The sequence below is a fragment of the Borreliella yangtzensis genome (genome assembly GCF_014201775.1).
GTDB classification, from domain to species: domain Bacteria; phylum Spirochaetota; class Spirochaetia; order Borreliales; family Borreliaceae; genus Borreliella; species Borreliella yangtzensis.
Map to the genome: position 1 here is coordinate 197358 of NZ_JACHFG010000002.1, position 23999 is coordinate 221356.

The window sequence follows — 23999 nt, forward strand, 5'->3', positions numbered from 1 at the left end:
TTATGTCTTTTCCAAGAAGACCAAAGATTACTAAGTCAGATATTGTTGATCAAATATCTTTGAATATTAGAAATAATAATCTAAAATTAGAAAAAAAATACATAAGACTTGTAATAGATGCTTTTTTTGAAGAGCTTAAGAGTAATCTTTGTTCAAATAATGTTATTGAGTTTAGATCTTTTGGTACATTTGAAGTTAGAAAAAGAAAGGGACGTTTAAATGCTCGCAATCCTCAAACAGGAGAATATGTTAAAGTTTTAGATCATCATGTTGCATATTTTCGTCCAGGCAAAGATTTGAAAGAGAGAGTTTGGGGTATTAAAGGTTAAATGCCGGTTAATGTGGTAGATTCTTATAAATGGGATTGTAAGCTGGATTCTAGTTTAACTTTTAGAGGAAAATTAAAATTTGAAGGAACTTTGTATCTCGATTCTTCTTTTGAAGGTGAAATATCTTCGAAAGGAGGTGTGCTTTTTATTGGTAAAAACAGCAAGGTTATCACCGATGTGGTAATTTGTGATACATTAATAGTAGAAGGAATTTTGAAGGGTAATGTAAATGCTGCTAGTAAAGTTTATTTAAACAGTGGTTGTAAAATATATGGGGATGTAAAGACAAAAAAAATATTTATTAATGATAATATAATTTTTGATGGTAAGTGTGAAATGATAAAATCTAATGAAATTATAGATTTATTTTCTTTCACCGTTTCACAAATAAAAGATACTTTGCAATAGGGTTGGTGTTTTTTATTAATTAATAATAAGTAGATTTTTATAAAATCCTTTCTCAAAAATTTAATTCGTAGAGGAAATTATGGATAAAAAAAATGGTGGATTTGATTTAGAAAGTGAAATAAGGCGGTTGGATGTTTCTAAAGAGTTTAAGATTGAAGATAATTTGAAAAAAAAAGTGATTAAAGTTGTTGCCAAAAAGGATTCTGCATCTAACGTGACAAAATCTTTAGATTTAAATAATGCAAAGGATTCAAATGGTGTAGCATTTCCTGAATTTGATTATGATATTCCTGCTTCAGGTTTGGAAAATAACATTAAAACCTTAGAGCAAAGCAATATCATTAAGTTTTTTAATGGGAAAGATTATTTAGAGATTGAAAAACTTTATGGCAAGCCAATTACAGAGGTTAGAAAAATTGTTGAAGGTCTTGGAACCAATCATACTATTGCTGTAACAATGAAAAAAACCGAATTAATATTTTTGTTGGTAAAAATATTAAGTGAAAATAATATTAATGTTTTATTTACAGGTGTTCTTGATGTACTTAGTGATGGCTATGGATTTTTGAGAACCGCATCAAATTCTTATCTTTCGGGAGGTAATGATGTTTATGTTTCTCCTTCTCAGATTAGACTTTTTAATTTAAGAACCGGTGATATTTTATATGGCCAAATTAGATCGCCTAGGGATGGTGAAAGATTTTTTGCCATGGTTAAAATTAAGTCTATTAATAATCAAGATCCTACGTTTGCTCAAAACAGAATACCTTTTGATAATTTAACTCCCCTTTATCCTAATGTTAAATTGAATCTTGAATATGAAAATTGCAATATTTCTACAAGGCTTATTAATCTTTTTTCACCTATAGGTAAGGGGCAGAGGGCTTTAATAGTGTCTCCTCCAAAAGCAGGAAAGACCACTTTGCTTCAAAAAATAGCTAACGCAATAACTACTAATTATTCGGATGTTATTTTGATGATATTGCTTATTGATGAGAGACCAGAAGAAGTTACAGATATGATTCGTAGCGTTAAAGGTGAGGTGATTGCATCTAATTTTGATGAGCAGGCTAGTAGGCATGTTCAGGTAGCAGAGATGGTTATCGAAAAGGCAAAAAGGCTTGTTGAAAACAAAAAAGATGTTGTTATTTTGCTTGATTCTATTACAAGGCTTGCAAGGGCATATAATCAAACTATGCCAACTTCTGGTAAAATTTTGTCGGGAGGAGTAGATTCTAATGCTCTTCATAAGCCAAAGAGATTTTTTGGATCTGCTAGAAATATTGAAGAAGGGGGAAGTTTGACTATTATAGCTACTGCTTTGGTTGATACTGGCAGTAAAATGGATGAAGTTATTTTTGAGGAATTTAAAAGTACCGGTAATATGGAATTAATTCTTGATAGAAGTTTAGCAGACAGAAGACTTTTTCCTGCTATTAATATTAAAAAGTCAGGCACTAGAAAAGAAGAGTTACTTCTTAGTGAAGAGGAGCGCTCTAAGATTTTGCTTATTAGAAGAATACTAGGAGGTGTTGATGATTATGAGGGAGTTGAAGTTTTGATAGAAAAGATGAAAAAAAGCAAAAATAATGAGATCTTTTTAAAGACAATGAGCAATGGTAATTAAAAAATTGACATTATTTTTAATGTCAATTAAACTTTAGTGAAGGTTTAAAAGGAGAGTTTTATGAAAAAAGATATACATCCTAAAAGTAATTTAGTGGTATTTAAAGACGGATCAAATGGAGCAATGTTTTTAACCAGGTCTACTTTAAATTCAAAAGAAACTATTAAATATATTGATGGAAAGGAATATCCACTGATTACTGTAGAGATTACAAGCAAATCACATCCTTTTTATACTGGTCAACAAAAGTTTGTTGATGCTGCAGGAAGGATTGATAAATTTAATAAAAGGTATAAAAAGTCCTAAAAATTTAAAAAATTTATTAGTTTTTTGCATGAAATTTTGAAAAAATATTAATAAATTTTTTTTACGTTATATTCTTTTCCTATTAGTTTTTCCAGATTGTTTTTTTCTTTTTCATATGTTTGGTTATTTACTAAAGATGTAATGCTATTGTGTTGTCTTAATTGTGTTAAAATCTTTTCGGATGTTTCTTTAATATCTTGGGGTGTAATTGTAAAGTAGGCATCTCGAATGGTTTGTCTTAAACTATCACTAATATTTAACATTTTTCTTCTATAGCTTTGCAAAGCTTCTGTAGCTTTAGTTTTTACATAGATATTGGTTCCTATTAAGCCTATTAAGTAGGTGTAAATTTCTTCATTTGTCATTTTATTATTAGCTAGTTCTTCTAAAGAGCTTTCAAAAGTCTGGTACGTTTTAATAAAATTGGGGTCTCTGTATGATGCAAAAGAGAAAATTCCGTTAGCGATCGATGCACTTGCTCCGTATGCACCGCCTATTACTCTTATTTTTTCCCAAAAAATTCCACTTCTTAATATATGCTCTAAAAAGTTTGCTTTTGGGTAATTCTCATCTTTGATTTTGTAAGTAGGGAAACATATGGCATTGAAGGCTACTTTTGATTGGATAATTATTATTTCTTTTAATGTTTTGTTGTTTGTTTCAATATTGAGCAATCCATCGTAATAATTATTTTCTTTTAGGTTTTCTTTTAGATTAAAAAATTCATTTTCTAATGTTTTAAGAATATCGTCAGTGTTTCCCATTATTAGTGCGGATAGATTGTTTTTTGAAATTATTTTATTTTTTAAATTGTCTAATTTATTTGCGATTTCTTTCAAAGATTCTGTATCTATTTTTATTTTTTGCCAAAATTCTCTACCTGTTATCCCATTTTGTAATTCTTTTAAATATTCATTTAATTTTAACTTTGATTTGGACCTTAATATTGCCAAAAGATGTCCTTTGGGGATTAATAAGGATTTAAAATCGTTTTTTAAGCTCAGTGATATTTCTTTTAACCTCTCATAATCGTGGAAGTTAATATTAATTAAAATTTCTTTGATCAGTTCAAATGATTCTTTAACCTTATGATTAAAAGATTTAAAGCTAATATTAAATGAATTTAAAATTTTTTCATTAATATTTTCATCGTAATTTTCAGATATATTTATTTGTCCCAAAGTATTTTGGATTTTGTTGTTAATATCTATGTAAGAATAGTTTTTTGTAGATAAATCTTGTAGAGCTCTTTTGAATAAGGAAAGGTATATATAGTCTTCTTTTTCCAAAAGATTTAGTTTAAAAAATAAGTTTACATTAAAAATATTGTTATTTTTAAATTTAAAAGAATGTAGATTTAGTTCTTTTATTTCATTAAGATCTAAACTTTTTTCTATTTGTTTTGGTAAATCTTCTATTTTTAGTAAAGGGAGTTTTGCTATATCTGCTTTAGAATCCTTTTTATTTTGGTATTTTTTAAACTGATTATAGTCTTTTTTAAATTGTAAAAATTCTTCTGGATTTTGTTTAATTTCAATTTCCTTTGTCATTAATTTTTTTTCAATTTCTTCTTCCATTTCTTTTTCTGTATCATGTGATGGAATAAAGCTTATTAGTGTGTAATGATTGTTAAGTATTAAATATTTTTCGATTAAATTTTCGAAGTAATCAATTCCTTTTTCTAATTTATTTGTAATTTCATTTATATAGTAGCTTGTTTGCAATGTTTTGATCGGATGCATGCCATTTAGCCATCCTTTAAAACTTTTTATCATTAAAGCAATGGGGAAATTTTGTCCTTTTTCTTCTTTTAGAGCAAATTCATAGCCAAAAAGAATTCCTTTTATTAGCTCTTTTGGAATTTTATTTTTTACTAAATTTTTAAGCTCACTAAAAATTAAATTTTTAAATTCTTTTTCTTTTTTTTCAACAACATTTTGAAGTCCAAATGAAAAAATGGATTCTTTTAAATCCGTATTTATTCCACTAATGTGAGCGATATCTTCGCCAATCCCGCTTTTTAAGATATTGATTATGAACGAACAAGAATCATCTAAGAGTATTTCTGAGAGAATTTCAAGACCAATACTGTCTTCAATATTGTTAATTTCTGTGCAAAGCCAATTTATTGTGTATACCCCAAGAGTATTATCGTTTTCTTTAGGAATTTTGTATGTTAATTTTTTACCTTTTTCCCATCTTTTAACGTTTTCTATTTCAATATTAACATTACTTTTTTCTTTTTTATAAGGCCTTATTATATATTTTTCAATGAAATTTAGATTTTTTTCAGTCTGAGTGTTTCCGCATAAAAATATTTTGCAGTTATCAAGTGTATAATATTTTTTATAAAAATCTAAAAAATTTTCATAGGTAAGATCAATAATATTTGTTGGAATTCCACCCGAATCGTATTTATATGCTCCTTCTTCAAAAAGAGAACTACTTACTATTTCGTTGATTAGAGAATTTTTATTTGAGTAGCTGCCTTTCATTTCATTAAAAACAATTCCAGATACTTTAAAGTCTTTTGGATTTATATTGTATCCTTCTTGCATAAATGATTCTTTTTTAAGCAGTGGGTGAAATATAGAATCAGCATAGATATGAAATAAATTAAAATAGTCTTTTTCGATTGTTGATGCTGCTGGGTAGATGGTTTTGTCTGGGAATGTCATTGCATTTAAAAATGTGTTTAGACTGCCCTTTAATAGATAAAGAAATGGATCTTTTATTTTATATTTGTTAGAACCACAAAAAATTGTATGTTCTAAAACATGTGCAACCCCTGTATTGTTTGAAGGTATTGTCTTAAAAGCTATGCAAAATGCATGTTCTTTAAAAGAATCGCTTTTTAAGTGAAATACTTCAAGCCCGCTGTCGTGTTTAAAATAAGATCCTTCTGCATCATATTCTTCTAGATAAGTTTTTGAAATTAGCTTAAAAATTTTTTTCCTTTTCATTTGCGGTTTTAATCCTTATTTTACAAATTGTTCTATTTCGCTGGCATTAAATTCAAATATGTTTTGAAGCTCTTCTGAGTCGTCCAGTTTAAACGTGTATTCTGGGAATTTAATAATAATTTTTTTGTTTTCAAAGTAAATTACTGCTTGCTGTAAATCAAATAATAATTCGTTAGGTAAAATTTTTTCTTTAATTTTTTTTATAAAAAATGGGAATGCTTCATCTGTTTTAATTATGTCGTCAATGTTATGAATATAATGCCCATTATCTTGAATGTAATAAGTTCTGTAATTTGTAATAGGACTGTCATGTATTTCTTGAGTTGCAATAAGTATTATTGTATAAGTGTTGTAACCATAGTGGATTTCATAGTCTATTTTTAAGCTAAATTTTTTGTCCTCAGGTTTAAGTTCGTTACTAACAATATCAAGTCTTGCTACAATTTGACTGATATATTCGTTAAGCTCGGTATTAAATTCTTCAAGGTTTCCTTTTTCTTTTCCCTCAATTATTAATTTAGGTATTCTAATATTGTATTCATAAAATTTTGATTCTTCTTTTGAACTCATTGAAGTTATTATTAAAGAATTCATTTCGTTGCTATTTGAGTTAATATCTTTAAAATTGATTTTGGTAGTTTTTTTTGCACATCCGTTAAAAATCATTAATGTAGATATTAACACAAAAGTTACTTTTATTGTTATTGGATTTAGCATACTACGATTTCTCCCTGCCATATTTATTCTAATCCTGTTATAAGATATTATATAATAACCTTGATATGAATTAATATTATTTGTAATTTTGTTTAAAAATTTTATTTATGACATATCTTAGGAGATAAGATGCTTGATCTGAAATTTATTAAAGATAATCTTGATCTTGTTAAGAAAAGTATTAAAGCAAGAGGCCTTGTTTTAGATATTGATAAGTTAATTTATCTTGATGATAAAAGGAAAAAAATAATTACTAAAATTTGTGAGCTTAATGCAAAAAGAAATGAAAATTCCTTTAAAATGCGAAAAAATCTTAATGAGGATTTGAAAATTTCTTTAATAGAAACTGGAAAGATTTTAAAAAAACAGCTTATTGATCTAGAAGAAGAGCTTAAGAGAGTATCTTTTGATTTTGACCTTGAAAATAGGCAAGTACCCAATATTTTGTCGCTTGATGTGCCTATTGGTGATAGCGAGGAAGGTAATTTTGAGATAAAAAAGGTTGGAATTATTCCAAATTTTGATTTTAAGCCAAAAGATCATTTAGAGATTGGTAGAGATTTAGATCTTTTAGATTTCGACAGAGCACGTGAGGTTAGCGGTAATAAATTTTATTATCTAAAAAATGAGGCAGTTTTTTTAGAAATTGCTTTAATTAATTTCTCTTTAAATAAATTGAGAGAAAAAGGTTTTGATGTTTTTATTACTCCTGATGTTGCAAGAGAGTTTATAGTTGATGGGATTGGTTTTAATCCTCGTGGTATTGAGAGCAATATTTATAAAATTGAAGGTACAGATAAATATCTTGTAGGTACTTCTGAAATTACACTTGGTGGATACTATTATAATAAAATAATAGATCTAACTTTGCCAATAAAAATGGCAGGATTTTCACATTGTTTTCGAAAAGAAGCTGGAGCATATGGGCAGCTTTCAAAAGGTCTTTATAGAGTTCATCAATTTAGCAAGGTAGAGATGTTTTGTTTTTGTAAAGCAGAAGAATCTCAAGTTATTCATGATGAATTTTTGGGTATCCAAGAGCAAATTTTTACTGAACTTGAGATTCCTTATAGGGTTTTAAATATTTGTTCTTTTGATCTTGGTTCACCGGCATATAAAAAATATGATATCGAAGCATGGATGCCTGGAAGAGATGGCAAAGGTAGCTATGGGGAGGTTACCTCAACATCAAATTGTACGGATTATCAGTCAAGAAGGCTTAAGATTAGATATAAAGATCAAGATGGGCAAAATAAATTTGCACATATGGTAAATGGAACAGCGATAGCTACAACTAGAGTCATCATTTCTATACTTGAAAACTTTCAAGATGAAAAGGGAGGAGTTAGGATTCCTAAAAGTTTGGTTAAGTATACAGGGTTTGATTACATTCCTTTTAAGAATTAGAGTTTAGTATTTTTTCTGACAATGTTTCTATAGCTTTTAGCAATATTTCATGTTTTTTAAAGTTTTTTGGAAATGGTGCTGTTAAATTTTGTCTAAATTTTTTAGCTCCTTCTTTAGAAAATGTTATTCCCATAATATGTTTGAATAATATATTTATTGACAAATAATTTTCGTATTCTTTAACATATTCTACCATTTGCATCAATATGTCTTTTCTTGTTGGGATTTCATCAGTTTCGTTTAGAAATTCTCTTGAGGCTTCTGCAATAAAGTATGGATTTTCAAAAGCGCTTCTTCCAATCATAACAGAATCAACAACAGACAAATGTTTTTGAATTTGCTCTAAGTTGTTAATTCCCCCATTTGTTTCAATAAATAAATTTTTATTCTCTTTTTTAAGATTATATACAAATTCATGCCTTAATTTTGGGATATTTCTATTATTTTTAGGAGAAAATCCTTTTAATATTGCAACTCTTGCATGTACAATAAAATTTTTGATGCCAAAATCTGAAATTATTTTTACAAAATTTTTTACCTCAGAGTAACTTTCATTTTTGTAATCACTAGGTAAAAGCCTTATGCCCAATCTATGCTTAATTGAAACAGGCTTATTTGTGTTTTCTTTCATTGTTTTTAAAATTTCACCTACTTTGTTAGCATTGCTCATTAAACAAGCTCCAAAATTTGCATTTTGAATTTTTAGAGATGGACACCCAACATTAAGGTTGTATTCATCAAAATTGAAGTGTTTTTCAAGAATTTGAATGGCTTTAAGAGCATCATTTTTAGAATTTGTTGCTATTTGAATTGCAATTGGTGATTCTAAAGTCGTTTGTTTTACAATTTTTTTTACATCACCCATAATTATTGACTTTGCAGAAATCATTGGTGTATATAATGTAACTTTTTTTGATAAAAGTCTTATTAAATATCTAAAATGCTCGTTTGTAATGTTTACCATTGGAGCTATTGATATTTTACGATTCATTAACATTACATAATATGTTAAAATAAACGAGCTAATTTAACAATTATTTGTTCTCGTTTTTAGGAGGAATTGTCTTTGTTTTAGAGGAAAAGATTTATTTTTTTTACTGCTTTTCCTAGCATTGTAAATTATAATTTCTTATATAATAGAAAACATTAACACCGAAAATGGTAATTATATTTCAGTTAAAGGTATAAGTGGAAAAAATGTTTTTAACATTTTTAAGTTAGAATTAATATGATTTGGATGTTAATACGGGTATGGGCAGCATTAAGGTAAATAATTTAAATTTATTTAATAAGATTAAAAGCTTTTTTATTAAATGGGAATTTAATGAAGACCATATAATAAATAGGACTTATGTTTAATGAGTAGAGTTATAAAAAATTTTGTTGTAGGTACAGCATGTATTTTTCTTTAATTGTCAATAAAATTGATGTTGAGGAAATGAAAATAGTAGAAAAAAATATTATTAAGCTTTATGATCAAGGCTTATTGGTTAGTAACAATGGAGGTTTAAAATATCATTTTAATAAAATCAATGGTATAAGGTCCGAAATGTTAACAAATTCAATAAGAAATGCAGAATTGGCAGTTTTGGAATTTGTAAAGCATTCTGTTTCCAAATTAGGTAAAATTAAAAATGCAAATCGAAAGTACTTTGAATTTTTTTCATTTGATAGAAGCTTTGGTAACCAAAAGCTTTATCCGCAAAAAATAATAAGAATGGTTGCAACCATTTCTTATTATTTACCGTTTTTTATTATTTAGATTAATATGTATTAAAGGAAATTAAATGGAATTTTTATATTCTGATGAAGAAAATTATTTAAAAAATAGATTTTTTGCTTTTTTTAATATGAATATAGATAAAGATAAATATACAAGTATTGGAATTTGTGGTGGTCGAAGCATAGTTGCTTTTTTAAGTGTTTTTCTTAAACAAAATTTTTCTTTTAAAAGATCACATTTTTTTTTAGTTGATGAACGGTGTGTTCCATTGAATGACAAGAATAGCAATTATAGTCTTTTAAATAAAAATTTTTTTTCCAAAATGGTTGATAAAAATTTAATAAGCATTTCTAAATTTCATGCTTTTACCTATAACGAAATAGACGAAACCACAGCTATTTATGATTATAATATTGAATTTAATTCTAGGTTTAATATTTTTGATTTTATTTTGGTTTCTGCTGGAGAGGATGGTCACATTGCATCTCTTTTTCCTTCAAGCAAACTGTTGTTTTCAGACGTAGAAGGTTATCAATATGAATACAATTCTCCTAAATTTCCTAGTAAAAGAATAAGCCTGACGCCAAAATCTTTGTTTAATTCAAAAGCTGTTGTTTTGTTATTTATGGGAGTTGACAAAAAGCGTGCTTTAGAAAATTTTTTAGGTTTTAATAGTTCTATTAATGAATGTCCAGCCAGACTCCTTAAAGAGCATCCCAATTTATTGGTTCTTACAAACATTAAAAGAGACGAAGGTTATGCAGGATCCTAGGCTTTCTAAATATAAAAATACTAAAAATTTAAGCAAAAAAACTGTTGAAGAAATTGATACTTTAAGTTTAAATAAAAACTTTTCCGATTCAGAGATTCAAGGTTCTATGCTTAGATCTTGGATAAATCTAGTTAGGGGTAATAAAAATAAAGCACCTGTTGAGTCTAAATCTAACAATATTAATGATTTAAAGCCAGGATTTATTCGCAAAGAGAGTAAGGTTACAAAGATTGCAAAATATTTTTTGGCTATTGGACTTGAAAAATCTGCAAAGATTATGTCTGAGCTTGATGATTCGGATATAATATTGATCACCAGAGAAATTTCAAAGATTAGTTATATTGCTCCAGAAGAAAAAGATCATATTATTAAAGAATTTGAAGAATTGTTAAAGAATGAAAAGAGGTATGTTAAGGTTGATGATAATTTTGCTTATGAATTATTGAATAAAACATTAGGAAAATCTAAGGCAAAATCAATTTATAAAAAAGTTACTGGCAATGATATTTTTATTCCTTTTGATTATTTATCTCAAATTGAGCATGAACAACTTTGGGCATTAATTAAAGATGAGAACATTAAAACGCTTGTTATATTATATAATTATTTAAATAAAGATCAAAAAAAGTATGTTTTTTCGATGCTAGGAGAAAAAGATAGGAGAGAATTTGTAAAAGATCTTGCTAAACCAAGGCAATTAAGCATGGAGACAGTGGAGGCAATTTCAAATAAGCTTAAAGATAGATTTAAAATACAAGGTAGTCTTAAGACAGACAAGCTTGATGGATCTAAGATACTTGTTGATATTTTAAGCTATATGGATTCTAATGAAGAGAAAAATCTGCTTAATAAGATTAATATGCGAGATTTAAATCCTGTTGTGGACAGCGAAATTCGAGAGAAAATATTTGATATCAATGTAATATTGAGAATCATGGATAATGATCTACATAATATTTTAAGAGAGTTTACAGATAAAGAGATTGCAATTATTATTAAAGATAAAACCGATGAGGTTAGGGATAAAATGCTTTCAAATGTTTCAAAAAGGCGTAAAGAAATTATTTTAGATGAAGAAGCTTTTTTGGGAAAAATAAGTAAAAAAGATTTAAAAACTATGACATTATCTTTTATTAATTATATTAAAAATTTAACTTTAAAAGGCGATTTAGTAATATATAGAAAAAATGAGGAATTTATTTAATGACACTTGAAAAGTTGCGTAAAAAATATATTGATTTTTTTAAATCAAAAAAACATTTTGAAATAAGGGGTAAATCATTGGTTCCTGAAAATGATCCTACAGTTCTTTTCAATACAGCTGGTATGCAGCCCCTTATTCCTTATCTTCTTGGGGAAGTACATCCATCAGGAGACATGCTTGTTAATGTTCAAAAATGCTTGAGAACAGGAGACATTAATGAGGTTGGAGATTTAACTCATTTAACCTTTTTTGAAATGCTTGGAAATTGGTCTCTTGGAGCTTATTTCAAAGAGTATTCTGTAAGGTGTAGTTTTGAATTTTTGACGTCTTCTGATTATTTAAATATTCCAAAAGATAGTCTTTATGTGAGTGTTTTTGAAGGCGATCAAGAGATTCCTTGCGATACAGAAACGGCTAAAGTTTGGGAAAGCTTGGGCATTTCTAAAGATAGAATATACTATCTTTCTAAGGACCATAATTTTTGGGGACCTGTTGGATCTAAAGGCCCTTGTGGACCAGATACTGAAATATATGTGGATACTGGAAAAATTAAGTGTTCTCTTGACTGCAATATTACGTGTTCTTGTGGCAAGTATTTTGAAATCTGGAATAATGTTTTTATGCAATACAATAAAGATGAAAATGGTAATTACATAGAATTGGATCGAAAATGTGTTGATACGGGAATGGGCCTTGAAAGGACAATTGCTTTCTTGCAGGGCAAATCTTCAGTTTATGATACAGATGCATTTATACCTATAATAAAGAGAATAGAATTTATTTCTGGTAAAATTTATGGACAAAAAGAAGACGATGATAGATGTATCAGAATAATTTCTGATCATGTTAAAGCGGCCTGTTTTATCCTTGCCGATAGTTCTGTTGTTGTTCCCTCTAATTTGGGCCAAGGGTATGTTTTAAGAAGACTAATAAGGCGATCAATTAGATATGCGAAGAAACTTGGAATAAAATCTCATTTTTTAGCTGATCTTGTTGATTCTGTAGAGACTATTTATAGGTCTTTTTATAATGAGCTAACAGAAAAAAAAGATTTTATCAAAAAGGAGTTGAGTGCAGAAGAAGAAAAGTTTTTTAAAACTTTATTTCAAGGTGAGCAGGAATTTATTAAAATAACACGAAATTTACCTTCTAAGACTATTCCTGGCAATATTGTTTTTAAACTTTACGATACTTATGGTTTTCCATACGAAGTAACAGAAGAGCTTGCTTTTGAATATGGCTTTAATATTGATAAGTTAGGTTTTAATGAGTATTTTAAAAATCATCAAAAGATTTCAAAGAAAGGAAGTGACAAAGTCTTTAAAGGAGGGCTTGCTGACTATACTTATGAAACCACTAAATTGCATACAGCGACGCATTTGCTTCATAAAGCACTTCAATTAGTACTAGGTGATCATGTTAGACAAAAAGGAAGCAATATTACTGCTGAGCGATTAAGGTTTGATTTTGTTCATTCTGAAAAGATGACAGATGATGAGATAAAAAAAGTTGAAGATATTGTTAATTTGCAGATAAAAAATTCTTTATCTGTAAAAAAATCTATAATGGAATTAAGTGAGGCTAAAGAAAGAGGCGCTATGGCTCTTTTTGGAGAAAAATATGATAATTTGGTGAGCGTTTACGAGATAGATGGATTTTCACTTGAAGTTTGTGGGGGTCCTCATGTAGAGAATACCAATGAACTTGGCACTTTTAAAATACAAAAAGAACAATCCTCATCTTCAGGTATAAGAAGAATAAAAGCTATTTTGATTGATAAGTAAAATTGTTTATTATTTGTTGATTTATTGTAATAGGAGGCTTTATGATAAACTCAATTTTAGATTATTTGTTGACTTTGCACCCTGTACTACTAGGACTTTTAGGTTCTACTTTCACTTGGTTTACTACAGCTTTTGGAGCAGGAGCAGTTTTTTTCTTTAGGAAGGTAGATAATAAAATAATGGACGCTATGCTTGGTTTTTCAGCAGGTATTATGATAGCGGCCAGTTTTTTTTCTCTTATTCAGCCAGCTATAGAAAGAGCTGAAGAGCTTGGATACATTACTTGGATGCCGGCTGTTTTTGGATTTCTTGTTGGAGCATTTTTTATATATATTGTAGATGTATTTGTTCCAGATCTTGACAAACTTACTTTTATTGATGAAGATTTAACTAAACACGGTAAAAAAGATTTTTTACTCTTTACTGCTGTTACTTTGCACAATTTCCCAGAAGGATTGGCTGTTGGCGTTGCTTTTGGAGCCTTGGCTTCGAATCCGGATATTCAAACTTTAGTTGGGGCTATGCTTCTTACGCTTGGCATTGGTATTCAAAATATACCTGAAGGAGCCGCTATTTCTCTACCTTTAAGAAGAGGTAATGTTGCTTTGATAAAATGCTTTAATTATGGACAAATGTCGGGATTAGTGGAAATTGTAGGAGGCCTTATGGGTGCTTATGCGGTTTATTCTTTTACCCGAATTTTACCTTTTGCTTTAGCTTTCTCAGCAGGAGCTATGATTTATGTGTCAATTGAACAATTAATACCTGAAGCTAAGAGAAAAGACATTGATAATAAAGTGCCAAGTATATTTGGCGTTATTGGTTTTACATTAATGATGTTTCTTGATGTTTCATTAGGTTGAAATTATCCAAATTTTCCACTGATATATTCTTCAGTTTTAGTATTTTTAGGATTGAAGAATAGCTCATCAGTTGGACTTTCTTCTTCAATACACCCATTAAGGAAAAATGCGGTTCTGTCAGATATTCTACCGGCTTGTTGCATATTGTGGGTTACAATGATTATTGTGTAACTTTCTTTTAAGTTTATTATAAGTTCTTCAATTTTTCCTGTTGATATTGGATCGAGTGCAGAAGTAGGTTCATCCATTAATATTACATTTGGTTCTATTGCAAGAGTTCTTGCGATGCAGAGCCTTTGTTGTTGACCCCCCGAGAGGCTTAAGGCATTTGTATTAAGTTTGTCTTTGACCTCGTTCCAGAGTGCAGATTTTATTAGTGATTGTTCTACTATTTCATCTAATATTTTTTTATCTTTTGTTCCGTGAATTTTAGGGCCATAGCTTATATTGTCGTAGATAGACATTAAAAATGGATTAGGAGTTTGAAATACCATTCCTATTTTTCTTCTAAGCTCTAGGACATCGAAATTATTTGAATAAATGTTTTTCCCCTCATATATTACATTACCTTCTATTTTAATGCCTTCAACAAGGTCATTCATTCTGTTGAGAGTTCTTAAGAATGTTGATTTACCGCAGCCAGATGGGCCTATTAAAGCGGTAATGCTATTTTTTAGTATTTTGATATTTATTTTATTTAAAGCCTTAAAGTCTGTATAAAATAGATTTAAATTTTTTGTTTCTATTATAATTTCATTTTTTGGTGTATCTTTTTCTTTTACCACTTATTTAATCCTATATAATTTGTTTATTAAAAATTTTGATGTTAAATTTATTATGAGTACCATTATTACAAGTATTGAAGCCGTTCCAAATCCCTTGTCCAGGTGTCCTTCTTGGAATAACATCAGTAAGTGTACAGTTAATGTTCTTGATGGTTCATTTAAATTTGTTGCAAGTCCCAAGTTTGTTCCCATTGTAAAAAGCAATACAGCCGTTTCTCCTAAAGCTCGTCCTATTGCAAGAACTATTCCTGTTAGTATTCCAGGAATAGCCGCTGGAACCATGATTTTAATTATAGTTTCTGTTTTGTTTGCTCCTAAGGCGAATGAAGCATACTTGTATGATTTTGGAATTGTTTTAAATGCTTCTTCGGTTGTTTTAACAATCATTGGTAATATCATTAAGGAACTTGTTATTGCTCCTGAAAGTATTCCCATTCCAAAAATTGGTACAAAAAATATTAGTCCAAAAAGTCCAAAAATTATTGCAGGAATTGAGGACAGTATGTCAACACTCATAGATAGTATTTTGTAAAATATTTTGTTAGAAGTGTATTCGGCAAGCATTATCCCAGTCCCTATCCCAATGCATATTGAAATAGCAGTTGTTAGTAATATTACATAAAAAGTATTTAAGATTAAATAAGAAATTCCGCCATATGCACCGGAATCTCTTGGAATGGATAGTATAAAATTTAAATTCAAAGGGTTACTTTTATCAAAGTAATGCATTTTAATAAAGGGCGCTTTAATACTTTGAAAATAATGCCAAGGCACAATTGCTAGTGAACCTTCTGTTTTTTCTATAGTTTGTATTATTTTTTCTTTTTGATCAAGATATTTTATTATTTTTAATTCAATATCTTTTGATATTAAATTAACCCATTTTTCTTTACCTTTAATAAGTTTTTCAATCTCATCAATACCCAGTGTATTAATTATTTCGTTCTCGTTTTTTGTTAAAGTTTTTTTACTTATTAGTACAGACATGGTTTTTATTTTTAAAGTTTTAATGTTAGGATATAGCTTAAAATTTATGGATTTGAATTCTTCTTTTGTTAAATAACTTACAGAACCTATCGTACTATTTATTGTTTGAAGTATTTTTTGTGTAGATGGTTCAATTTTTATGTACCTTTTATTAAATTCATTATTTTTGATTATTGTTCTTAGAATAGCTTTGTTAGATATACTATCAAGTGAATTGGCAATAGGTATAATATCGATTCCTTGATCTGAAATGCTTCCCCAGTGTGAAATTTTATTGTTATATATGTTGTAAATGTCTTCTATTGAGATTTTATCTATATTTATATTTTTATTAACAATAAAAGCAATTTGTATTTCTTTGTTGTCTTCTGTTTTAAATGGCACAAAATTTTGAGTTTTGTTTAAAAATAAAGTTTGTTTTTTTTTGAAATAAAACAAAGAGTTGTACAATATATACGCTATTAGAAAAATTAGTAGTGATGTTAAAAAATACGCAATAAAATTGATTATAAAGAAATAGAACCCGTTAATCAGTTTGTTTATTTGAGTTTTGGTCACTTTTGCTTTAGCCTTTTATTTGAAGATAGTATGAAATTTTTGAGTAAATTTGTAATTATTGAAAATAACAATAACACTAGAGCTGTAGAAAATAGGGCTTCTCTGTGTGTTCCCGAGGCATATCCCATGTCCATAGCAATATTTACAGTTAACGTTCTAATGGGAGAAAATACATTTTTTATGAAAAGAGGAGAGCCTCCTCCAACCATTAATACCGCTACTGTTTCTCCAATAGCTCTTCCTATTGCTAATATTGTTCCTGCCAAAATGCCTCTACTGGCTGATGGTATTGTTATTTTATATATTGTTTGCCAGTCTGTTGCTGCTAATGCAAGAGATGCAAATTTATATGATTTAGGAACGGCTTTAAGTGATGAATAGCAAACGCTAATTATTGTGGGAACTATCATTATGCTTAATATGAGTGATGAGCTTATTAAATTATATCCCAAATTGTCTTCTCTTTGAAAAATGTTTTTTACTAAAGCGGCAATGAATGTGCTTCCAAAAAATCCATAAACCACACTAGGGATTCCTGCCAAAAGCTCTATTACTGTTTGTAAAAATTTTCTATAAAATCCTTTTGCTTTTTCAAGCAGATATATTGCAAATCCCAATCCAATTGGCAAAGCGATTAAAATAGAAAAAAATGTAGTTAAAAAGGAATTAATAATGAATGATAAGATGCCGTAAGATTTTTGTAGATTACTGGTAGGATCCCAATTTGTGCTAAATAAAAAGTTAAAAATTTTAATTTTGTTATTAATGAATGGTGTTATTCCGGTTTTTAATATAAACGCACCTAAAAACATTATTGATAGGGAGCTGATTATTGCAGATATAAGAATAAAAGATTTGAAAATAATTCCAATTATCTTTCTTTTTGTCTTTAAGCTTAGATGCATTTTTTAAAAGAATCCCTTAAAGCTCATCTCAGTGTTATATTGTATTACTCGACTTAATAGCAAGTCAAGTAATCTTTTCTTTGGTTTAATTATATTTTTATCCCTAAAAAACCTTGTTCTTCAACGATATCTTGTCCGGTTGAGCTTGTCATAAAATCAATAAATTGAGTTACGCTTTTATCCTCGTATTTATTATTTGTAACTACTATTAAATTTCTTTTAATGGTGTATTTATTGCTATTTATTGTTTCTTTTGTAGGATATGTACTGTTTATAGAAAGTATATTTAACCCTTTTTCTATTGAATTTTTTGCGTACCCAAGTCCTATATATCCTATTGAATGTGGAGTAAGGCTTGTTTTTTCAATTACTTCTCCATTAGATTTTACTACTATTCCATCTTGTCTAAATTGAGATTCTTCATGAGTTTTAAATATTTTATTAAGAAGTAGATCTTTTATAGACGAATAAGAACCAGAGGAGGAATCGCGATTAATGAAATTGATTTTAGCATCAGGCCCCCCCACTTGTTTCCAATTTTGAATTTTTCCATTTAATATTTTAGCTAAATTTTCTTCTGTAATATTTGTAATTTTTATTTCAGGACTTGTGATGAAAATCAAAGCATCATAAGCGAATACAGTTTCTTTTGCCCCTTGTTCAATTTCCTCTTGTGTCAAATCTCTTGATGATATGGCTATTTTATATATTTTGTTAAATAGTCCGTTTATGCCAACACTACTTCCTTGTGCATCGTATGTTACTTTAGTATTATTTTTTATTTTATTGTATCTTAAAATCATTTCATCTAGTATTGGGCTTACAGTTGTAGAGCCCCCAATTGATACAATTTTTTCATTGTCTTGATTTTTACAGTTGTATAATAAACTCGTTGATAGCATAAAAATTAAGATAATAAATTTTTTCATCAAGTAAACTCCTTTGTTTAAGTATATAATAGCATTAATTAAAAATAAGTCAATTATAAATTAACTTTATTGATTAAGTTGTAATTGGGGAATAATAGCAAATATTTTAATTTTTTGGTATAAATTACTACTAGGTTTGTATGTTAAGTTTTGCGAGGTGTTTAAATGGCTGTAGTGAAATCTGGTGAGATTGAAAAAGGTTCTTTTTTACTTATCAAAGGGACTCCCCACCTTGTTCTTGAAAGAGAATTCTCAAAAACAGGTAGGGGAGGGGCAATAGTAAGGTTAAAGCTTAAGAACTTAAAAAACAAATTTGTAATTAGAGAAACTTTAAAAGGGGCAGATACTGCAGAAGCAATTGAAATTTATGAAGTTAGTGTTCAGTATTTATACAAAGACAAAGATGTTTTGGTTTTCATGGATTTAGAAACTTATGATCAGATTAGTTTGGACTTAAAGGAAAGTGCTAATTTTCAAGATAAGGTGCCTTTTTTACAGGAGTCGGAAACATATTCTCTTGTAATGTTTGACAATATGGTTATTGATATTAAGTTGGCTCCAAAGGTCGCTTTTGAAGTTATAGAGGTTGAAGCAGCTATTAAAGGCGATACTGTAACGAATGCAATGAAAAATATTACTCTTAATACGGGGCTTGTAATAAAAGCTCCACTTTTTATTAACGTTGGAGATAAAGTTTTAGTTAATTCTGAAACTAAAGAGTATGCAGAGCGGATTAAAAGTTGAATTAATATTGTTTTTTTGTTGTGTTGTTTGTTCTTGCGAAATAAATTATCCGGAGATAAAAGAACTTGATTATAAGGTAAATTATTATTTTACTGAGAATCGTTTAGATTATTTTATGAGTTTCGATTTTGCAATTAAAGTTTTCAATTCAAAAGATGTTTTTAAATTATCAATAGAGAATAAAAACACCAATGAGTTTATTCAAGTGATTAATAATAATTATAGCTCTTTTTTTATTGATTCTAGTCTTGGCAAGGATATTCTATATTGTAGAGATTTGAGGTTTAATTTTTTTGATTCAACTTTTGAAGACTTTACCTCTTGTGTTCGTCTTTTTGATAAGGGTATGAGGGTTTACAGTAGAGAGCTTATTGTTTCTTTGGGTATGTCAAAATATGATTTAGATGGTGTTCACAATTATGTATATAAGTCTAAAGATATGGCAATGTTAAATAAGTTAAGTAACTCTAAAGTATTTTTTGTTAAAACTTTAAAAGACAAGCTGCATCCCGCATCTTCAGTTACTAGAATTGATTCGATAGATACTCTAGAGGTTGATAAAACATTAGATAATTACATAAGTTTTTATTATGTTGAAAAAAACTCAAACCTTTTTTTTAAGGTCAATTAAAAAAATCAAATTGGGCCCACCAGGACTTGAACCTGGGACCTACCGATTATGAGTCGGGTGCTCTAACCAACTGAGCTATAGGCCCTTAGCTTTAATTTATTATATTTATTTTTTATTCATTGTCAAGTTCGGTTTGAATAACTTTTATTTTAGAATTTAATGCATCTAATTTGTTATTAATTTTATCTTTTTCTTTTGCAAGAGCTTGCATTTTTTGTTGAATGTTTTTTATTTCTTCCTGTTTTTTTATTTTTATTAAATTATTATCCAAGCTTAATATTTTTTGGTTTATTTTTTCTATTTTTTGGATTGACAAGCCGATTGCATTGTTTTTAGCTATAATTTTATCTTTTTTTATGGTTTCAATAAATTCTTCAGCAATTTTTTTTAAAATATTTTCTTTATTTTGTATAATAACATTAATTTCATTTTTAATTTGATTTTTTTTGTATGTTTTTTCTTTTTTACTTATATATATTATTTGTCTTATTTCTTCTTTTATGTTTTTTATATTTGTGTTAATTTCATTTATTAATTTAAATTCTTTAATAATTGCGTTATTTAATGAAAATTCATTTATTATGCTTTCTAGGTTTTCAGAAAGGTAATATTTTGTGAGTATTTGTTTTTCGAATTCTTTTGATATTTTATATACATTTATCGTATTTATAATGTTGTTTATTGTTGAGTTGATTTTAAGTATTACTTTTTGTAAAGAATTTTTTGTTTTAAAATCACTTATCAATTCTATTTTTTTGTATTTTTCAAGTTTCAATTTAGAAAAATTCATATTGTATTTTGATATTAATTCTAAATTTTGAGGATAAATTTTTATTATTGTTTTAGCAATTTCTTTAAGTTTTATTTTATATAATTTGCTGACAGATTTATATTCTGTTTTAAGAATAGAAATTTTTTTGTTTAAATTTTTTAATGTGTTTTCATTTTCTTCTGATTTGCTTAAATTGCTTGTCATTTGGTATAATTCTTTTTCTGCTAATTTTAGATTAGGATAGTGATTTAAATTTTTTAATTCTACTATATTATTATTTTTTAATATTTTTCCAAGTTCAACTAAACTTTTTTCTTTTTCTAGTTTTAATGAGCTGATTTCTGATTTGATTTTTTTTATCATGGAAGCCCCGCTTTATTTTATGCTCTGTCAACTTTTTTTTCAAGCTCAAATTTAGATATTTTATAATAAATTTTTCGTCCATGAGGACAATGTTTGATTTCTAGTTTGAAAAATTCATTTATTAAGAATTTGCTAAATTCAACACTTAATATGTCATTTGTTTTAACAGCTTTTCTGCAGGCAATAGTTGCATATAAATCAGATTCAAGAGAATTTATTGTTCTACTTCTTCTTGATTGAAAAAAGCTAATAAGAGTATTTTCATATTGATTGCAAATGTTAGGAATAGATTCAAGTTGATATTTTGTAGGGCCTATTTTAGATATTATAATATCTATTTTTTTGTATTCTTCTATTTCACTATCTACAATTTCTTCTATACTTTTATCAGCTATTGTGAATTCAATTGGTATTAGAAGCTTTTGAACAGTTTTTTTTGAATTTCTAAGTTGTTCATATATTATTTTTTCGTGAATCGCATGTTGGTCTATGAAGTAAATTTCATTTACTTTTTCAACAATCAAAAATTCAGATAATACTTGCCCAATGTAGTTAAATTTTATTTCTTCTTTTTCAGGTTTGTCCAGCTCTTCAGATTCTAAAAAGTTGTCAGAGAAAATGTTTGTAATGTTTTCCTTAAGTGATGGTCTGTTCTGTATGATTGAATTATACCTTATAAGGTTAATATCGTTTTGTATTATGTTTTTGTTTGGCTCGTTTTTATGATCTTTTGTTTCTAAATTTTTGTTTTGTGGAACGTCATATGTGTCAAGTTTATTAAAGTTTTCTGGTTGGCTTATCATTTCTATTAAATTACGATCTTCTGTTAATTGTCTTTTTATTATTATGTCGTTGTAGTTATTTATGTCTTCATTGAAAAAATTATTTATATTGTCAGAGATTAGTTTAAATAAAAACGGAAGATTGAAAAATCTTACTTCTTTTTTTTGAGGATGAACATTAAAGTCAATATATTCAGGGTTTATTTCTAAAAATAAATAACATATTGGGAAGTTGCCTGGAGAAAGCATTCTGCTGTGTCCATTAGTTATTGCTTCTAAGAGATCTTTGTGATCAATAGGTCTTCTGTTAACAAATGTTTTAATATGTCTTTTGCTTTTTTTAGAAAAATTAGCTGGTGCTAAAAATATTTCTAATTTTATATTTTCATGTTCTTTTTTTAAGATCCTAAATTTATTATTGTCTATTACATTTCCATATACATTTTGTACCCTATCAATTAATGACTCTTTAAAGTAAATTTTTCTTAATTTTTGATTTAAATTAATTTCGAAATTGATTTCGGGATGGGTTATTATTTTTTCTTCTAAAACTTTTAAACACATTTTTGTTTCAATGGGCTCTTGTTTTAGAAATCTTTTTCTTGCTGGAAAGTTGTGAAATATTTTTGTAACATCTACTATTGTTCCGTTTATGGCTGGTTGTTTTTTAAAGCATTTTTCAGTTCCATTTTCTACCTCTATTTGATAGCTCTCATTGCTAGTTGTTGAGCTTGTTATTGAAATGTTGGAGCAAATTGCAATACTGGATAGAGCTTCTCCTCTAAATCCTAGGGTTTCTATTTTTCTTAAATCTTCTTCTGAGGATATTTTTGAAGTAGTGTGTGGTAGATAGCAAATTTTTAAATCCTCTTGACTTATTCCGCTTCCATTATCTATTACTAAAATTTTGTGAATTCCTCCCTCTTCAAGAAAGACCTCAATTTTAGTAGCTCCAGAATCTATTGAATTGTCTAGTAATTCTCTTAATATTGAACATGGTCTGTCTATTGATTCTCCTGCTGCTATTTTTTGAACTAAGTATTTATCTAAGAATCTTATTTTGTTCATTGAAATTTATATTCCTATGATTTTTTTAATATTTTCATTTTTTTTATAATTTGGAAATTTTTTGACAAGCTCTCTTAGTGTTTGGTCATTGTTATTCTCATTATATTCTATTATTCCGAGTGCATGTAGGGCTTCTGGATTGTTTGGTTTTAATTTCGTATATTCCTTTAGAAGGTCTTTAGCTCTTGCGTTATCATTAATTTCAATTAGAGTTGTTGCAAGATTATATTTTGCTTCAATATCTGAATTGATTATTGCTTTTTCAAAAATTTCAATTGCTTTTTGATAATTTTTTTCTTTTTTGTAAAGTATTCCAAGATTGTTTAAGGCTAATTTATTGTTTTTGCTTATTATCTTTTCAAGAGTTGAAATTGCTTGAGTCTTATTTCCTAATTTTTCGTATGCTTTTGCTAGGTTTATATATGCTGAAGTATTTTCAGGGTTTTTTGCAATTACTAAGTTGTAAAGTGATATAGCATTTGGGTAATTTTTGTTTTTAAGATTTATAGATGCTTTTAAATATAAATATTCAATTTTTTCTGGATTTAAATTGATGGCCTTATTTATTGTTTCAAGAGATTCTTCAAATTTATTGTTCTCAAATTTTGCTATTGATAGGTTATAAATAGCAACTTCGTTAGGTTTTTTTGTATTGTCATTAAAAAAACCTAAATACTCTTCACTGTTTTTGAAATTGCCTAAATTGTTTGATACTATTCCAGCTTTTAACGCGTAATTGAGTTTTTTGTTGAGATTGTAGGCATTTTTGAAACTTTCAAATGCTTGTTGCATATCTCCATTTTTTTCTTCTGCTATTCCTTTTTGGTAGTAGGCAGTGTCATAATTTTTATCAATTTGTATTGCTTTTTCAAAAGATTCTATTGCTTTTTTGTTTTGGTTTAGCATCATTAAAGCTATTCCTTTGTTATTATGTGCTTTTTTATGCTTTGGGTCTAGTCTTATTGTTTGATCAAATGATTTTATTGAGTTTTCAAACTTTTTAAGCTTGAATCTAATGATTCCAAGTTTATAGTAATCTTCTTTGGTATTTTTGAGTTTAGTAATTTTTTCATATACATTTTCTGCTTTTAGTAAATCCCCATTATTTTCATAAGCTTGAGCTAAAGTTTTAGAGGCATGGGTATCATTGGGACTGGTTGTCAAGAATTCATTTAGATCTTTAATAGCTTGCTGACGTGTTTTTGGATTTTCAAGATCGATAGGTTTTATTGAATAAACCTTAGATTTAAGGTCTTTTAAGTGTTGCATTTTATTAGCTTGAGCTAAAGTTTTAGAGGCATGGGTGTCATTGGGACTGGTTGTCAAGAATTCATTTAGATCTTTAATAGCTTGCTGACGTGTTTTTGGATTT

22 protein-coding genes and 1 tRNA gene are annotated in these 23999 nt (G+C 27.9%); 12 read left to right on the plus strand and 11 right to left on the minus strand.

All coding sequences use genetic code 11. The features are described from left to right. The first annotated feature begins 2 nt into the window (after positions 1 to 2). From HNP68_RS03125 to HNP68_RS03140, 4 genes are all read left to right on the plus strand, one after another. Positions 3 to 329, plus strand: a complete 327-nt coding sequence (locus tag HNP68_RS03125) for an HU family DNA-binding protein (RefSeq protein WP_006068623.1) — start codon at positions 3 to 5, stop codon at positions 327 to 329. Beyond that, positions 330 to 737 carry a bactofilin family protein gene (locus HNP68_RS03130; protein WP_183220344.1) on the plus strand — a complete coding sequence of 136 codons (408 nt, stop codon included), beginning with the start codon at positions 330 to 332 and terminating at the stop codon, positions 735 to 737. 79 nt (positions 738 to 816) lie between these two features. After that, complete coding sequence (rho, locus tag HNP68_RS03135) at positions 817 to 2364, plus strand: transcription termination factor Rho (RefSeq protein ID WP_183220346.1); 1548 nt, start codon at positions 817 to 819, stop codon at positions 2362 to 2364. Between the two features lie 60 nt (positions 2365 to 2424). Then, on the plus strand, positions 2425 to 2670 hold the full coding sequence (locus tag HNP68_RS03140; protein WP_183220348.1) for a type B 50S ribosomal protein L31: 246 nt from the start codon (positions 2425 to 2427) through the stop codon (positions 2668 to 2670). A gap of 47 nt (positions 2671 to 2717) precedes the next feature. Here HNP68_RS03140 and HNP68_RS03145 read toward each other — a convergent pair whose 3' ends face one another. Together HNP68_RS03145 and HNP68_RS03150 are read right to left on the minus strand one after the other, a co-directional pair. Beyond that, positions 2718 to 5633, minus strand: a complete 2916-nt coding sequence (locus tag HNP68_RS03145; protein WP_183220350.1) for an insulinase family protein — start codon at positions 5631 to 5633, stop codon at positions 2718 to 2720. 15 nt (positions 5634 to 5648) lie between these two features. Then, positions 5649 to 6350 carry a hypothetical protein gene (locus tag HNP68_RS03150; protein WP_183220812.1) on the minus strand — a complete coding sequence of 234 codons (702 nt, stop codon included), beginning with the start codon at positions 6348 to 6350 and terminating at the stop codon, positions 5649 to 5651. Positions 6351 to 6479: 129 nt separating this feature from the next. On the opposite strand from HNP68_RS03150, the gene serS reads away from it, so the two are divergent. Next, complete coding sequence (gene serS, locus HNP68_RS03155; protein WP_183220352.1) at positions 6480 to 7757, plus strand: serine--tRNA ligase; 1278 nt, start codon at positions 6480 to 6482, stop codon at positions 7755 to 7757. Here serS and dusA read toward each other — a convergent pair. Beyond that, entirely contained in the window at positions 7747 to 8754 is a 1008-nt protein-coding gene (gene dusA / locus HNP68_RS03160; RefSeq protein ID WP_183220354.1) for a tRNA dihydrouridine(20/20a) synthase DusA, read from the minus strand. The genes serS and dusA overlap by 11 nt on opposite strands. A 399-nt stretch (positions 8755 to 9153) precedes the next feature. Between dusA and HNP68_RS03165 the strand changes: the two genes are divergently transcribed. Genes HNP68_RS03165 through HNP68_RS03185 form a run of 5 tightly spaced genes read left to right on the plus strand, consistent with a single transcriptional unit; the run spans position 9154 to position 14103 of the window. Next, positions 9154 to 9519, plus strand: coding sequence for an SIMPL domain-containing protein (locus tag HNP68_RS03165; protein WP_183220356.1), 366 nt, complete (start codon positions 9154 to 9156; stop codon positions 9517 to 9519). 25 nt (positions 9520 to 9544) lie between these two features. Next, positions 9545 to 10252 carry a 6-phosphogluconolactonase gene (gene pgl / locus HNP68_RS03170; protein WP_183220358.1) on the plus strand — a complete coding sequence of 236 codons (708 nt, stop codon included), beginning with the start codon at positions 9545 to 9547 and terminating at the stop codon, positions 10250 to 10252. Next, positions 10239 to 11456 carry a flagellar motor switch protein FliG gene (locus HNP68_RS03175; RefSeq protein WP_183220360.1) on the plus strand — a complete coding sequence of 406 codons (1218 nt, stop codon included), beginning with the start codon at positions 10239 to 10241 and terminating at the stop codon, positions 11454 to 11456. Before pgl ends, HNP68_RS03175 begins: the two co-directional genes overlap by 14 nt. Beyond that, on the plus strand, positions 11456 to 13240 hold the full coding sequence (locus HNP68_RS03180; protein ID WP_183220362.1) for an alanine--tRNA ligase: 1785 nt from the start codon (positions 11456 to 11458) through the stop codon (positions 13238 to 13240). Before HNP68_RS03175 ends, HNP68_RS03180 begins: the two co-directional genes overlap by 1 nt. 41 nt (positions 13241 to 13281) lie before the next feature. Then, complete coding sequence (locus HNP68_RS03185; protein WP_183220364.1) at positions 13282 to 14103, plus strand: ZIP family metal transporter; 822 nt, start codon at positions 13282 to 13284, stop codon at positions 14101 to 14103. A gap of 2 nt (positions 14104 to 14105) precedes the next feature. Here the strand turns inward: HNP68_RS03185 and pstB are convergent, their stop codons facing one another. From pstB to HNP68_RS03205, 4 genes are all read right to left on the minus strand, one after another. Continuing rightward, positions 14106 to 14888: a phosphate ABC transporter ATP-binding protein PstB gene (gene pstB, locus HNP68_RS03190; protein WP_183220366.1), complete on the minus strand. Its 783-nt coding sequence runs from the start codon at positions 14886 to 14888 to the stop codon at positions 14106 to 14108. Beyond that, positions 14889 to 16325, minus strand: a complete 1437-nt coding sequence (pstA, locus tag HNP68_RS03195) for a phosphate ABC transporter permease PstA (RefSeq protein ID WP_183220368.1) — start codon at positions 16323 to 16325, stop codon at positions 14889 to 14891. Positions 16326 to 16429: 104 nt separating this feature from the next. Continuing rightward, positions 16430 to 17338 carry a phosphate ABC transporter permease subunit PstC gene (pstC, locus tag HNP68_RS03200; RefSeq protein ID WP_183220370.1) on the minus strand — a complete coding sequence of 303 codons (909 nt, stop codon included), beginning with the start codon at positions 17336 to 17338 and terminating at the stop codon, positions 16430 to 16432. 89 nt (positions 17339 to 17427) lie between these two features. Beyond that, on the minus strand, positions 17428 to 18267 hold the full coding sequence (locus tag HNP68_RS03205) for an extracellular solute-binding protein (protein WP_183220372.1): 840 nt from the start codon (positions 18265 to 18267) through the stop codon (positions 17428 to 17430). Between the two features lie 165 nt (positions 18268 to 18432). On the opposite strand from HNP68_RS03205, the gene efp reads away from it, so the two are divergent. Both efp and HNP68_RS03215 read left to right on the plus strand, forming a co-directional pair. After that, positions 18433 to 19011: an elongation factor P gene (efp, locus tag HNP68_RS03210; protein ID WP_183220374.1), complete on the plus strand. Its 579-nt coding sequence runs from the start codon at positions 18433 to 18435 to the stop codon at positions 19009 to 19011. Beyond that, the gene (locus tag HNP68_RS03215) at positions 18989 to 19642 is read left to right on the plus strand and encodes a hypothetical protein (protein ID WP_183220376.1); all 654 of its coding nucleotides are present in this window, start codon (positions 18989 to 18991) and stop codon (positions 19640 to 19642) included. Before efp ends, HNP68_RS03215 begins: the two co-directional genes overlap by 23 nt. 11 nt (positions 19643 to 19653) lie before the next feature. Here the strand turns inward: HNP68_RS03215 and HNP68_RS03220 are convergent. From HNP68_RS03220 to HNP68_RS07080, 4 genes are all read right to left on the minus strand, one after another. After that, positions 19654 to 19727, minus strand: a tRNA-Ile gene (locus HNP68_RS03220). Between the two features lie 27 nt (positions 19728 to 19754). After that, positions 19755 to 20777 (minus strand): hypothetical protein, encoded by a 1023-nt coding sequence (locus HNP68_RS03225; protein WP_183220377.1) that lies wholly within the window; start codon positions 20775 to 20777, stop codon positions 19755 to 19757. A gap of 17 nt (positions 20778 to 20794) precedes the next feature. Then, a complete protein-coding gene (gene mutL, locus HNP68_RS03230) occupies positions 20795 to 22627 on the minus strand; it encodes a DNA mismatch repair endonuclease MutL (RefSeq protein ID WP_183220394.1) in 1833 nt (610 codons plus the stop codon). 6 nt (positions 22628 to 22633) lie between these two features. After that, positions 22634 to 23999 (minus strand): tetratricopeptide repeat protein (locus tag HNP68_RS07080; RefSeq protein WP_235684930.1); only part of this gene is annotated, 1366 nt, incomplete at its 5' end.

Bases quoted from the DNA above. Each gene is read 5' to 3' on its own strand.
- HNP68_RS03205 (WP_183220372.1), bottom strand. From the start codon at position 18,267: ATGAAAAAATTTATTATCTTAATTTTTATGCTATCAACGAGTTTATTA.
- HNP68_RS03185 (WP_183220364.1), top strand. From the start codon at position 13,282: ATGATAAACTCAATTTTAGATTATTTGTTGACTTTGCACCCTGTACTA.
- HNP68_RS03175 (WP_183220360.1), top strand. From the start codon at position 10,239: ATGCAGGATCCTAGGCTTTCTAAATATAAAAATACTAAAAATTTAAGC.
- HNP68_RS03180 (WP_183220362.1), top strand. From the start codon at position 11,456: ATGACACTTGAAAAGTTGCGTAAAAAATATATTGATTTTTTTAAATCA.
- HNP68_RS03140 (WP_183220348.1), top strand. From the start codon at position 2,425: ATGAAAAAAGATATACATCCTAAAAGTAATTTAGTGGTATTTAAAGAC.
- HNP68_RS03215 (WP_183220376.1), top strand. From the start codon at position 18,989: ATGCAGAGCGGATTAAAAGTTGAATTAATATTGTTTTTTTGTTGTGTT.
- serS (WP_183220352.1), top strand. From the start codon at position 6,480: ATGCTTGATCTGAAATTTATTAAAGATAATCTTGATCTTGTTAAGAAA.
- rho (WP_183220346.1), top strand. From the start codon at position 817: ATGGATAAAAAAAATGGTGGATTTGATTTAGAAAGTGAAATAAGGCGG.
- pstC (WP_183220370.1), bottom strand. From the start codon at position 17,338: ATGCATCTAAGCTTAAAGACAAAAAGAAAGATAATTGGAATTATTTTC.
- mutL (WP_183220394.1), bottom strand. From the start codon at position 22,627: ATGAACAAAATAAGATTCTTAGATAAATACTTAGTTCAAAAAATAGCA.
- HNP68_RS03145 (WP_183220350.1), bottom strand. From the start codon at position 5,633: ATGAAAAGGAAAAAAATTTTTAAGCTAATTTCAAAAACTTATCTAGAA.
- HNP68_RS03125 (WP_006068623.1), top strand. From the start codon at position 3: ATGTCTTTTCCAAGAAGACCAAAGATTACTAAGTCAGATATTGTTGAT.
- HNP68_RS03225 (WP_183220377.1), bottom strand. From the start codon at position 20,777: ATGATAAAAAAAATCAAATCAGAAATCAGCTCATTAAAACTAGAAAAA.
- HNP68_RS03150 (WP_183220812.1), bottom strand. From the start codon at position 6,350: ATGCTAAATCCAATAACAATAAAAGTAACTTTTGTGTTAATATCTACA.
- HNP68_RS03130 (WP_183220344.1), top strand. From the start codon at position 330: ATGCCGGTTAATGTGGTAGATTCTTATAAATGGGATTGTAAGCTGGAT.
- pgl (WP_183220358.1), top strand. From the start codon at position 9,545: ATGGAATTTTTATATTCTGATGAAGAAAATTATTTAAAAAATAGATTT.
- HNP68_RS03165 (WP_183220356.1), top strand. From the start codon at position 9,154: ATGTATTTTTCTTTAATTGTCAATAAAATTGATGTTGAGGAAATGAAA.
- dusA (WP_183220354.1), bottom strand. From the start codon at position 8,754: ATGTTAATGAATCGTAAAATATCAATAGCTCCAATGGTAAACATTACA.
- efp (WP_183220374.1), top strand. From the start codon at position 18,433: ATGGCTGTAGTGAAATCTGGTGAGATTGAAAAAGGTTCTTTTTTACTT.